Genomic DNA, 12,714 nt, shown 5'->3' on the forward strand with positions numbered 1-12,714 from the left:
CTTGTTGCGTGTATTTTGTTGCCGCATAAAGGCCCCATCATTAAACGATGCCTAACTACTGGAGGTTATGATCTATGACAATACAACGACCAACATCCGAAAAGCTTTACGAAGAAGCGCTGCAGCATATTGTCGGCGGCGTTAACAGCCCCTCCCGCTCCTACAAAGCGGTAGGCGGAGGCGCTCCCGTGTTCATGAAACGCGGCGAAGGCGCCTATTTCTGGGATGTCGACGATAACCGTTACATCGATTATTTAGCTGCTTACGGTCCCATTATTACGGGACATGCCCACCCGCATATTACAGAAGCTATCGTTCGCGCTGCTCAGAACGGAATACTCTACGGTACCCCTACCGAGCTGGAAGTCACGCTTGCTCGCATGCTGAAGCAGGCCATCCCTTCGATGGACAAGGTACGCTTCGTCAATTCCGGGACAGAAGCGGTCATGACGACGATTCGTGTAGCCCGGGCATACACCAAGCGGACCAAAATCATTAAATTTGCCGGCTGCTATCATGGCCATTCCGATCTCGTGCTCGTTGCGGCGGGCTCGGGTCCTTCCACGCTGGGCATTCCGGATAGCGCTGGCGTACCGTCCAGCATTGCGAGCGAGGTCATTACTGTACCGTTTAATGATTTGACGGCGCTGAAGGCTGCTCTAGAGCGCTGGGGCCCCGAGACGGCGGCTGTGATGGTCGAGCCGATTGTCGGCAACTTCGGCATGGTGATGCCGCATGAGGGCTTCCTGGAGGGCCTCTGCAAGCTGACTCGCGAGGCAGGGGCGCTGGTTATTTATGACGAGGTCATCAGCGCCTTCCGGTTCCATTATGGCGCGGCGCAAACCTATGTGGCGTTTCCAGACGCTTCGGCAATCGAGCCCGACCTTACCGCGCTTGGCAAAATCATTGGCGGAGGTCTCCCGATTGGCGCTTATGGCGGTCGCAAAAGCATCATGGAGCAGGTAGCTCCGCTTGGACCTGCTTACCAAGCGGGTACGATGGCCGGCAATCCTGCTTCCATTTCCGCAGGCATCGCCTGCCTGGAGCTGCTGCAGGAGGACGGCATCTATGACAGGATGAATGCGCTGGCTAGCAAGCTCGCCGCCGGCCTTTATGCGGCAGCTAAGCAGCATGGCATTCCGCTTACGATCAATCAGATACGCGGCTCGTTCTCCGCTCATTTCTGCGACCATAAGGTAACTAACTATGATGAGGCACAAGATACGAATGGCGAGATTTTCGGCAGGTTCTTCAAGCTTATGCTTAATCAAGGCATCAACCTCGCTCCGTCCAAATACGAAGCCTGGTTCCTCACAACTGCACACACCGATGCTGACATTGATACAACGATTAATGCCGCTAATTATGCATTCGCGCGACTATAGCAGTTAAAACAAATACAGCATAGCCGCTTTACACCTGCCAACAAAACCGGGCAGCCTCTTAGGGGCTGCCCGGTTATTCGTTCTATGGCGTTCTTCCGTTCTCCAAGCACTTGCGCTTACTCCAGTTTATTCAGTATCAGAAGCCGGTCATCGTTCGCCGACGGAGTGCCCCGCCCATCCGTATTGTTCGTAATGACGTAGATCCTGCCATCCTTTATCTTAACGTCGCGAAGTCTGCCCTCTCCTTCGAAGACGATCTTCATCTCTTTAGTTTCCAAGTCATAACGGTAGAGCGCACTGCCTACCAGAGCTGCGATGAGCAGACGATTATTCTCATCCATTGTCACACCGGACGGCGCGATTGCCGGTTCGCCGGTATGATAGATCGGTGTAATCATGCCTTCCTGCTCAGCATCCCCGTATATGGCCGGCCAGCCATAGTTGCCGCCTGGCTTTATAATATTAATCTCATCATGTCCGCCCGGCCTGCCCGAAGGACCATGCTCGGAAGCAAGCATGACGCCTTCAGCATTCCATGCCATGCCCTGCGGATTCCGGTGACCATATGAATATACATAGGAGCCTGGGAATGGATTGTCTGCCGGCACCTTGCCATCTTGCGTCATACGCAGTATTTTGCCGGCGAGGCTGTCTAAATCCTGAGAAAGCTCCGGTTGCTGCGCGTCTCCCGTCGTTACATACAACAGCTCATCGGGACCTATCGCCATCCGTCCTCCATCATGATTGGCCGCACCTGGAATTCCTTCCACCAGCGCCCGTACCTCATCCCATTGATCGCCGTTTTGATTAAGTAAGACGACGCGGTTGAACGTACTCCCATTCTCCTGGTAGGTATGATAAGCATAAGCCATTCTCGACTGTTCAAAGTCTGGAGCCAGCAGGAAACCGAGGAATCCGCCTTCCCCACGGTCATGCACATTTTTAAGCAGGCTAACGGTTTGGCGGGTCATCTGCCTGCCGTCTACCTTAACCACATTGCCTTCACGTTCACTAATGTAGACGATATCTCCGTCAAACGTAATAACCCATGGCACCCGCAGCTCCTCCGCAGCTACCTCATAGCCGGCAGCGGATTCACCAGCTTCTGCCGGTTCGGCGGATTGCTCGTTAGCAGCCGTTTCTTCAGGCTTGTCTCCTGCGTCATTAATTGGAGCTGCTGCAGGCGGAGACGAGGCTGCCGGATCATTTTGCCCGCATGCTGCAAGCACACCCAACGACAACGAGATCAACATAACAGCCGCAATTCGTTTTGCACTTCTCATCTTTCCTTCTCCCCTTTCTCAAAGCAGAGAAGGACAACGCGCCTGCCATAATCGGCGGTTCATTGTCCTTCATTCATTATTTGTCGGCTTTCGCTATTTCAAGTGCAGCAATAAGCTCCTCTTGAATGCGGCCGTTCGAAGCTGCCACATTGCGAACACTGAGACAATAAGGATTGCCAAGTGTATCGCCCACGATACCGCCAGACTCCCGAACAAGCAGGGAGCCTGCCGCCAAATCCCAGCTGTTCAGTCCAATTTCCCAAAAGCCGCTGAGACGTCCTGCTGCTACATAAGCCATATGCAGCGCTGCGGATCCAGAAATACGAAGGTTACGAACTTGCGGGGCAATGGCTTGAATCCCCTTCAGGTTCAAAGGCAAGGCATATTGATGGTCAGCTGGAAGCCCTGTTGCAACTAGACTGCCGCGAAGCGTATCCTCCTTGGACACCTGCATCCTTTTGCCATGAACATACGCGCCCTTTCCTTTCTCTGCGACAAACAGCTCATCCTTAATCGGATCGTATACGACACCTACAATGACTTCACCATTATGGGCAAGCGCAATGGACACGCAGAAAAAAGGAAAGCCGTGCACGAAGTTTGTTGTCCCGTCAATCGGATCGACGATCCACAAATACTCCGCCTCACGCAAATCCTCCAGCGCTTTCGTTGAAGCCTCGGGCCCCGGCTCTACCCCTTCCTCACCCAAAAAAGAATGATGAGGAAAATGTGTCATAATCAGTTTGCGAATCAATCTCTCCGAGCCCTTATCGATCTCGGTGACAAGGTCGTGCGAGGAAAATTTCATATCAAGGCTTTCGTAATTTCCAAGCCTCGTCTTTATCCACTCTCCTGCTTTCGACGCGCAATTGATGGCGACGGCAGTAAAGCTCTTTCCCCCTACGATGGAAGCGTTATTCAAGTCACTCACGAACGATCCCTCTTCCCTCTATGTATATTCATATAATAATCATAAACGAATCGCTCTTGCTCTCATTTGTTACGTTTCAAGACTGCTTCAAGTTTCGCATTCATATTCGTTTCTGCTTACTCCACCATATCAAAATGAACTCACGCCTTCAATAATCAATTGAGCCGCGAGCAGCAGCAGCGTTACTCTTAGCAGCCAAAGCAGTCCTTTCCCGCTTATCTTGACTGCGATTGCCGCGCCTGCTTTTCCGCCGATCCATGCCCCCGGCACAAGCGCCAGCACGAGCAGCCAATCCGTTTCTCCTAGGAAAGCGTGCATCCCGCTGCCTAGCAACGAGGATAGAAATATGACGAACATCGAAGTCGCCGTCGCCAAATGCGGCGGAAACCGGAACAGCAGCACCATCAGGGGCACGAACAACGCTCCGCCTCCGATGCCGAATAATCCAGACATCAAGCCTACGCCAAAGCCGATTGCCAGCACAGGGGCAATGCCATAGCTGTAGGTGTGCACCTGTCCTGATGTATCGGTGACGGTACGAATGATCCGCCATTGCTTCGCAAACGGTTTCATATAGTCCCGTGCGACCAAAAGCGATGCCATCAGCAGCATAAATAAACCAAAAATGAGCTGGAATATACCCTCTGGCAGCTGGCCGGTTAAGGCTGAGCCCAGTACGGCGGCAGGTCCGCTCGTAATGAATAATAACCAGCCGCTGCGAAAATCGACGATTTTCCGCTTGGCATACGATAAAGTTGAAGCCAGTGCCGTTACAACCAGTACCGTTAAGGAAATACCGACAGCTGAAGCGTGGCCGATAGGCTCACCTAAAAGCACAGGGCCTAGCAGCATAAGAGCAGGAACAATAATAATACCTCCGCCAAGACCGACAATACTGCCAAAAATAGCAGCTATTGCCCCCAGCAATACTAGAAAAATCCATTCCATGGGCGTATTCACCTTTTCAGTTGCATAGTACATTACTGCTGATCAAAAATATAACATTTCCGGCATTGAGCAGCCTTACCTCATTAGAAAACATGCAAGCGTTGGCTATCCGGCCGGCCGGATCTATGCGAAAGCCGCTCTTAACCATTTTGTCCTTATCCTGCTTCCGTAATTCATACAGCTCGTAAACATACCAACGATTAGTTAATATTTTCATAGAAATCCCTATCATACGGTCAAAGAGGCTGCTCTTCGTCCATTAGACGAATTGGCAGCCTCTACTTCTATACGTATGGCCTCACTGCTGCGCATCGATCTCGACGCGGCCGCCATCCAGCACCTTCACGCCTTCACCGCGCTCCTCCAGCCGCTTCATATCCTCGATCAGCTTGAGCAAAGCTACGTCCTTGCTCTTTGCTTCCAGCATACAGTCCAAAAAATTCGTTGTACGAGCCGCTTGCCGCAAAAAATGCAATAACGGCTCTGCTTCAACGTATTCTGCGTGCGCTCGCGCATCGGCATTGCTTTTTGGACTGGACACATGAATTTTGGGAGGAAGCTGCTCCTCCGATAAATGGCCAAGCCGCATGCGCTCTTGGCGCCACGTCTGGTTAATTCTTGGCCATAATTCATCGTAAAGCTCTTCTTCATTCGTATCGCCTGGATTGACCGCATGATGATGAATATCAAGCACCATCGGAACGCCTACCTGCTCCGCTGCAAGCAGCGTCTCTCTTGCATTAAACGTTTTGTCATCATTTTCAAGCGTGACACGGTGCTTAAAGCGAGGCGACAAGGCGCCGAACTGACGAATAAACCTTTCGCCGGCCACTGCCTTGTCGCCGTATGCGCCACCGATATGTATATTGCATTTTGTCGCTTCATCGAGTCCCATTGCTTCGAGCATCAGAATATGATTCAGCAGATCAAGCTCAGACTTCGCCAAAACCTCCGGTCTCGGCGTACTGAACACACAGAAGTGATCGGGGTGAAATGAAACCCGAATGTGATGCTTCCGAACGAAATCACCAATCTCGCGAAAAACCGGCTCAAGCGCCGCAAACGGATTCCAATCGATAAGCTCTTCATGTGTTGCAAGCGGAATGAGCTTGGATGAGAAGCGGTACATCTTGATGTCGCTAGCCTTGCACAGCTTCAAAATACGCAACGTATTCCGCAAATTTTCTTCGGCGATTCTCTCCAGCTTCCGGATGCCCGCTTCGCGGTCATTCAGCTTGGAGAAATTTGCGAAGGTCATTGTCTTGGAGGGAGAAGCATTTTCGAGCTGCAGGCTCATTGCCACAAAGCCGAGACGAACGATCATCGGCTACTCCCGCTCTCCAAAAAACATTTCATGCGCAAGCGCAGTTTGAATTCTTGCTTCTTCATCAGTCAGCTTTCTCACAAGCTCCATCTCCACTCCCGTAATCTCTTCACCCTGAAAATTGATTTCAGCAATTGAAGCTGAGATACGGACGATCGCGATCGCTTCGTTGGAAGGCGTGTAGGCAATAACCTTCTGGCCGGTCGGATATACGCGAAAGCCGCTCTTTACCATTTTGCCCTTACCATACTCCAGCAATTCATAAAGCTCCTGCTCGGACTTGAATTTGCAAACAGAATTAAATTCGGTGGAAAAACCCATTGAATTTCCCTCCTTTCAGTGAAATTTCTACCAAACCTTCAAAGGCTTTTCGAACCCTCCCAAGCCCTCCCTTTCAAGGGAGGGCCCCACGGGCTGCACCCTCTGGACACCCGCAACTTAAAGCAGCTGCCTGCTTTTATTGTTCTGCATCGCCGGTGAAGTCTATGCGCTGCTTTTCAGCGTGGCGGGACAGCGCTAGTTTGATTAATGTGTCTAATAGCTCTTTATAAGAAATGCCGGTTTCTTTCCACATGAGCGGGTACATGCTGAAGGGAGTAAAGCCCGGCAAAGTGTTGACTTCGTTTATGAACAGCTGGTTGTCGCTCTTGCGCAGGAAGAAATCTACGCGGGATAAGCCCGAGCCGTCGATGGCTTGAAATGCTCTTACTGCCATTTCACGGACTGCTTCCGTGATATCAGCCGGCAGGTTGGCTGGAATTTGCATGGTCGATTTGCCGTCGATGTATTTTGCTTTGTAATCGTAGAACTCATTGGATGGCGCGATTTCGCCTGGGACGGAAGCCTTGGCTTCGTCGTTGCCGAGCACGCTCACTTCGATTTCGCGGGCGTCGACGAATTCCTCGACGATCACTTTGCGGTCAAAGCGGAAGGCATAGTTAACAGCCGCGATCAGCTCTTCGCGATTTTTGGCTTTGGATACGCCGACGCTTGAGCCTAGGTTAGCCGGTTTAACAAAGCATGGATAGCCGAGCGACACTTCGCATTCCATAATGAAGAAGGAAGCGTCCTTCTCCCATTGGGTGCGGTTAAAGTAACGAAATACGCATTGCGGCAGTCCTTCCTGCGCGAACACTTTTTTCATCAAAACCTTGTCCATCCCAACGGCAGATGCGAGAACACCCGCTCCTACATAAGGAATATTCGCCATTTCGAACAAGCCTTGGATTGTGCCGTCCTCACCGAATGTGCCGTGCAGCAGCGGGAATATGACGTCAATCTTCTCTTCGCTGTCAGCCAAACCTCCATTTAAGCCATCAAACAACGGAGCGAGCGCAAAGCCTGTCGGCTTCGCCTCGCTCACTTCATAACGAAGCTCCTCTACACATTCCGGACGGGCAACGAGCACCTCTCCCGTTTTCCACTGGCCCGCCTTCGTAATATAGAAAGGTTTTATTTCATATTTGCTGTAATCAAACTCGCCCATTACGGCAAAAGCAGTCTTCAGCGATACCTCATGCTCTCCCGATTTCCCCCCATATACTAAACCAACACGACTCTTGCTTCCCATGGCATATCCTCCGGTACAATAATTTATAAAAGATCAGCAATATGAAAAAAACGATATTTGGTCTGCTCCGTCCAAGCATAGGAATCGCGATAATCCCAATACCGATGCCTGCTGGAAACCGTATTCGCATTAACGAGCGGCATGCCGAAGGAATCAAAAGCAGTCACGATCGTGCTGTGCTGAAAGCGGTGGTCGCCGTTCCAATCATAAGTAATCACATCGCCAAGCTGAAGGTCCGCGGCGGATTGCACAACCTCTGCGCGCAAGCCTGTCGTCTTCGAGCCCGTCAAGTAATTAGTAAGAGCATTCGATACAGCCCAACTGAAGCTCCACCACTCGCTGCCTTTATTTCGACCCTTATACCACCAGCCCGTTTCTCTTTTACCAGTATAATTCATCGCGGCATTACCTGCAAAGATGCACTGAGACACGTAATTGGTACAATTCACCTCAAAAAGCTCATAGGCTGGATTTCCCTCGTTCCACCAGCGGTCGGCATACGCGGCAACCAAATCTCTCCTGTAGCGAATACCTGCTGGTCGGTGTTTGATTTGCGGTAATAGGTCATAATTTAAGTATGGTGTTGACGGTGACGACAAATCTTCGTAAAGCTCCGAATAATCATCGACGGTCATCCAGTTTTCCGTTGATGTGCCAAAGCGCGGCCTGCGCTCTGCAATTAACGGTTCTACGCGAAGGACATCCCAATCGCCGCCTGACAGGCCCAGCCAGAGACGCTCATATTCCGCTCTTTCCTCCATGTAGTAGCGTCCTGATTGCTCCATTCTTCTTTTAATATGAAGCCGAATAAGAACGGATACCTCTCTTGCGGATTCGTTCACCCGAACGAGCTCAGCCCTCGTCTCGCTGCCCGCCGACAAGGCGCCTCGCAGCAAATCGCGTTCCCGTAGACGCTCGAGCCTGCTTCGCAGCCGGCCGCAATGCTCCCGGTCGTTCACAAAATCGGTAAGTACGGCTGCATGCTGGTTCGTTTCGGCTTGATTGTACAGATTTACGTAGCGATGTACGGCTGATTTCCAGCCCTGCTGCTTCCCTTGCTGATGCTGTTGATCATAATCGGATGATCGCAAAAGTGAATTTAATGTTGACTTGGTCGGACCTGCAGACTGCGATGGCGGACGTGATCGGCCCTGAAGGAAGGACTCCGAGTCGGCATAAACGGTTTTTCTATCCTGGGAATGCAAATCAAATACCGTTCTATCGGTCTGCGCATTCTGCAGCGGTACAGCCTGATCTCCACTGCCAACTAGTCGCCGCTCTAGTCCATCAGTTGTGATCCTTTGCTTCTGCAGAGCATGCACCGCAGCCTTCTGCGGAGACTTTCGTTTAGACGTCATCGGCCCGGGCGGCGCTTGATTATGCTTTTGAACCTGATGACCTGACCCCCGGTTATTCGTTCGCGGCATCGCAATTCCTCCTTAGGCTTGAGACAGAATAACTGCTTCATTATATGAATGCGATGTAGATTTCATGTAACATTTGATTGATTCGCTTTCATTTCAATTTACATGCGGCGAAGGACATAATTGGACTTTACGTAAAGACTATTTTAACGATATACTATGGATATAGCGATTTTGAAATCGTGTTTCACAGGATGAAACTCGAAAACCATTCAAAGGAGAATGACGATGTCAACACAAAATCAGTATTCCGTTCGCACAACGCTGGAAGCTGGCGGCAAGTCGTACGCGTATTACCGTCTAGACGGACTGCAAGAACAAGGATTAGGCGATATTTCAAAGCTGCCTTTCTCTATCAAAGTTTTGCTTGAGGCTGCTGTTCGTCAATTTGACGGCCGCGCCATTACCGCTGAACATGTTAAGCAGCTTGCTACATGGGCTGACGGACGCGAAGACAAAGAAATCCCTTTCATTCCTGCTCGTATCGTTTTGCAGGATTTCACAGGCGTACCGGTAGTCGTAGACCTTGCTGCAATGCGCGACACTGTTAAAAAAGCAGGCGGAGACCCGAAGAAAATCAACCCGCTCGTTCCGGTTGACCTTGTTATCGACCACTCGGTTATGGTTGATGCTTTCGGCAGCCCTGAAGCTCTTGAATACAATACGAAGGTTGAATTCGAGCGCAACGAAGAGCGTTACCGTTTCCTCCGCTGGGCGCAAACGGCGTTCGATAACTTCCGCGCGGTTCCGCCGGGCACAGGTATCGTTCACCAGGTTAACCTTGAGTACTTGGCTTCTGTAGCCGCTACAAAAACAGTAGATGGCGAAACGGTTGTCTACCCTGACTCGCTTGTAGGTACGGACTCCCATACAACAATGATCAACGGTCTTGGCGTAGTTGGCTGGGGCGTTGGCGGTATCGAAGCCGAGGCGGGCATGCTTGGCCAACCGCTTTACTTTGTAATGCCTGAGGTTATCGGCTTCAAGCTCACTGGCAAGCTGGCGGAAGGCTCCACAGCAACTGACCTTGCGCTTACCGTTACTCAAATTTTGCGTAAAAAAGGCGTAGTCGGCAAATTCGTCGAGTTCTTCGGTCCTGGCTTGTCAAACATCAGCCTTGCTGACCGTGCAACGGTTGCCAACATGGCACCGGAATACGGCGCGACGATCGGCTTCTTCCCTGTAGATAATGAAACACTCAGCTACCTGCACCAAACAGGCCGCAACGACGAACTAATCGAGTTGGTTGGCTCTTATTATAAAGCGCAAGGCATGTTCCGCACGGATGAGACACCAGATCCGGTATTCTCCGATATCGTTGAGCTTGACCTTTCAACGATCGTTCCATCGCTTGCAGGACCGAAGCGTCCACAGGACCGCGTTGAGCTTACAGCCATGAAAGAATCATTCAACGACATTATCCGCACACCGATCGAGAAAGGCGGATACGGCCTGAGCGATGAGAAAATCGAGCAAGTCGTGACCGTCAAGCATAATGACGGCCAAGTGAGCAAGATGGGCACTGGCGCTGTTGTCATCGCTGCGATTACAAGCTGTACGAACACATCGAACCCGAGCGTTATGGTAGGCGCCGGTCTAGTTGCGAAGAAAGCGGTAGCGCTTGGCCTTAAGAAGCCTGCTTATGTCAAAAGCTCTCTTACACCGGGCTCGCTGGTCGTAACCGAATACTTGACGAAAGCAAACCTGCTTGAGCCGCTTGAAGCGCTTGGCTTCCATGTTGCCGGCTATGGCTGCGCAACGTGTATCGGTAACTCCGGACCGCTTCCTGACGAAGTGAGCAAAGCGATTGCAGACAACGACATGACCGTTTCCGCCGTTCTTTCCGGTAACCGGAACTTTGAAGGCCGCGTTCATGCACAGGTTAAAGCCAACTATCTGGCTTCGCCGCCGCTCGTTATCGCTTATGCGCTTGCCGGTACAACAAATATCGATTTGACGAACGATCCAATTGGCTATACACAAGATAATAAGCCTGTATTTTTGAAGGACATTTGGCCAACATCGCAAGAAATTAACGATGCGATGACTGCGGCTCTTAATCCACAAATGTTCCGTGACAAATACGAGAACGTATTTACGCAAAACGAGCGTTGGAACGCGATTTCGGTACCAAAAGGCGAAAGCTACGAGTGGGATGCAAAATCAACTTACATCCAAAACCCGCCGTTCTTCGAAAACCTTGGCTCTGAGCTTGACGATATTTCCGATATCCAATCGTCAAACGTGCTTGCGCTTATGGGCGATTCCGTAACAACGGATCATATCTCCCCTGCAGGTAACATTACGGTGAATAGCCCTGCTGGCCAATACTTGATCGAAAACGGTGTAGACCGCAAGGATTTCAACTCCTACGGCTCCCGCCGCGGTAACCATGAAGTCATGATGCGCGGAACATTCGCGAACATCCGTATTCGTAACCAAGTGGCTCCAGGTACAGAGGGCGGCGTAACGACTTACCTTCCAACGGATGAAGTCATGTCGATCTACGATGCATCGATGAAGTATCAAAAAACAGGCCAAAACCTTGTTGTTTTAGCCGGTAAAGAATACGGTACAGGAAGCTCCCGCGACTGGGCGGCAAAAGGAACATTCCTGCTTGGCGTCAAAGCTGTAATTGCTGAAAGCTTCGAGCGTATTCACCGCTCCAACCTGGTTGGTATGGGCGTGCTTCCACTTCAATTCCCAGAGGGTCAAGGCTGGAAGACGCTTGGTATCAATGGCCGTGAGAAGTTCGATATCAACGGTTTGTCCAATGATGTAAAGCCAGGCGAGCAAGTAACCGTAACAGCTACCCGCGAAGACGGCACTACATTCGAATTCCCGGCTATCGTACGTCTGGACTCGATGGTTGATGTGGACTACTACCGTAATGGCGGTATTCTGCAAACCGTGCTTCGCCAAATGATCGCGAACATGTAGTAAACTATAGACAAAAAGCAGCAGGTCCGGGGATAATCCTCGGACCTGCTGCTTTTTGTCGGTGTTGCGCTGCTACAGCAGCATGATACCTAGCCGCTTCGCTGATGCCATGACGACAGGCGCATACTCGTTCATCGTCTTCATCGTCAGTCTGCTGGCTGGCCCGGATACGGATAACGCCGCCGCAATTTTCCCTGTACGATCAAAGATAGGCGCAGACAGCGCCGCTGCACCGGGCTCTCGCTCCTCGAAGCTCGTTGCATAACCATTCAAACAAATTTCCTCGAGCTGCTTCTTATATTGATCAAGATCATTAGCGTACAGCCATGCCGGATCTCCCAGTATGCTTTCCTGGGCGGCAGGATCCGCATAAGCAATCAGCACCTTGCTGGAAGCGCCCGCATATAACGGAAGTCTGACACCAACCGGGGCTACCCTCCTAACAGGCTGATTACTCTGCACGGCTTGAATTCGAATACGCTCTGCTCCGTCCCTCACATATATACTAACCGTCTCGCCTAGCTGATCGCGAAGTCTTTCGAGCTCCGGCAGCCAAATGCTCGCCTGATCGTCCGTTCGCGACAGATTAGCGGACAACTCCCATACCTTAAGACCCAAATGATAACGGTCCGTTGCCCGGTCTCGTTCGATGAAGCCCTTATCCTCCAGCGTAGCAAGCATTCGATGAACCGTACTTTTGTGCAAGCCGACATGTTCAGCAATTTCAGTCATCGCCCAGTCCGTCTTCGAAGTAAAGCAAAGCAAGATATCAAGCGCCCGATCCACCGCGCGAACCGTAGATTTTCCATCTTCCATGCAGCCGCACCTCCCTAGGTTGAAGTTTCACTCAGTGAAACCCATTCTCATTCAGTATAACTCATCGCTTCCGCATTCGTAAAGGAAAGTTCC

General features: G+C 51.1%; 10 protein-coding genes. 2 read left to right on the forward strand and 8 right to left on the reverse strand.

The genetic code is table 11. The annotated features are described in order from the left end of the window. Positions 1 to 74 precede the first annotated feature (74 nt). On the forward strand, positions 75 to 1,385 hold the full coding sequence (locus ACO9K6_RS07980) for a glutamate-1-semialdehyde 2,1-aminomutase (RefSeq protein WP_424767018.1): 1,311 nt from the start codon (positions 75 to 77) through the stop codon (positions 1,383 to 1,385). A 116-nt stretch (positions 1,386 to 1,501) separates the two neighbouring features. Here the strand turns inward: ACO9K6_RS07980 and ACO9K6_RS07985 are convergent, their stop codons facing one another. From ACO9K6_RS07985 to ACO9K6_RS08015, 7 genes are all read right to left on the reverse strand, one after another. Further along, positions 1,502 to 2,668: a PQQ-dependent sugar dehydrogenase gene (locus ACO9K6_RS07985; protein ID WP_424767019.1), complete on the reverse strand. Its 1,167-nt coding sequence runs from the start codon at positions 2,666 to 2,668 to the stop codon at positions 1,502 to 1,504. A gap of 76 nt (positions 2,669 to 2,744) precedes the next feature. After that, positions 2,745 to 3,599: an inositol monophosphatase family protein gene (locus ACO9K6_RS07990; protein WP_424767020.1), complete on the reverse strand. Its 855-nt coding sequence runs from the start codon at positions 3,597 to 3,599 to the stop codon at positions 2,745 to 2,747. A 129-nt stretch (positions 3,600 to 3,728) separates the two neighbouring features. Continuing rightward, the gene (locus ACO9K6_RS07995) at positions 3,729 to 4,547 is read right to left on the reverse strand and encodes a sulfite exporter TauE/SafE family protein (protein WP_424767021.1); all 819 of its coding nucleotides are present in this window, start codon (positions 4,545 to 4,547) and stop codon (positions 3,729 to 3,731) included. A 298-nt stretch (positions 4,548 to 4,845) separates the two neighbouring features. Continuing rightward, positions 4,846 to 5,871, reverse strand: coding sequence for a UV DNA damage repair endonuclease UvsE (gene uvsE / locus ACO9K6_RS08000; protein ID WP_424767022.1), 1,026 nt, complete (start codon positions 5,869 to 5,871; stop codon positions 4,846 to 4,848). Between the two features lie 3 nt (positions 5,872 to 5,874). Next, the gene (locus ACO9K6_RS08005; protein WP_424767023.1) at positions 5,875 to 6,192 is read right to left on the reverse strand and encodes a hypothetical protein; all 318 of its coding nucleotides are present in this window, start codon (positions 6,190 to 6,192) and stop codon (positions 5,875 to 5,877) included. Positions 6,193 to 6,328: 136 nt separating this feature from the next. Next, complete coding sequence (locus tag ACO9K6_RS08010) at positions 6,329 to 7,441, reverse strand: D-alanine--D-alanine ligase (RefSeq protein ID WP_424767024.1); 1,113 nt, start codon at positions 7,439 to 7,441, stop codon at positions 6,329 to 6,331. A 23-nt stretch (positions 7,442 to 7,464) separates the two neighbouring features. Continuing rightward, complete coding sequence (locus ACO9K6_RS08015; protein ID WP_424767025.1) at positions 7,465 to 8,868, reverse strand: amidase domain-containing protein; 1,404 nt, start codon at positions 8,866 to 8,868, stop codon at positions 7,465 to 7,467. A gap of 225 nt (positions 8,869 to 9,093) precedes the next feature. Between ACO9K6_RS08015 and acnA the strand changes: the two genes are divergently transcribed. Then, positions 9,094 to 11,805, forward strand: coding sequence for an aconitate hydratase AcnA (gene acnA / locus ACO9K6_RS08020; protein ID WP_424767026.1), 2,712 nt, complete (start codon positions 9,094 to 9,096; stop codon positions 11,803 to 11,805). 72 nt (positions 11,806 to 11,877) lie between these two features. On the opposite strand, the gene ACO9K6_RS08025 is transcribed toward acnA, so the two are convergent. After that, entirely contained in the window at positions 11,878 to 12,621 is a 744-nt protein-coding gene (locus tag ACO9K6_RS08025) for an IclR family transcriptional regulator (protein WP_424767027.1), read from the reverse strand. Positions 12,622 to 12,714 lie beyond the last annotated feature (93 nt).

Origin of the sequence: Paenibacillus praedii, from assembly GCF_049725345.1 — a bacterium.
Classification (GTDB): Bacteria; Bacillota; Bacilli; order Paenibacillales; family Paenibacillaceae; genus Pristimantibacillus.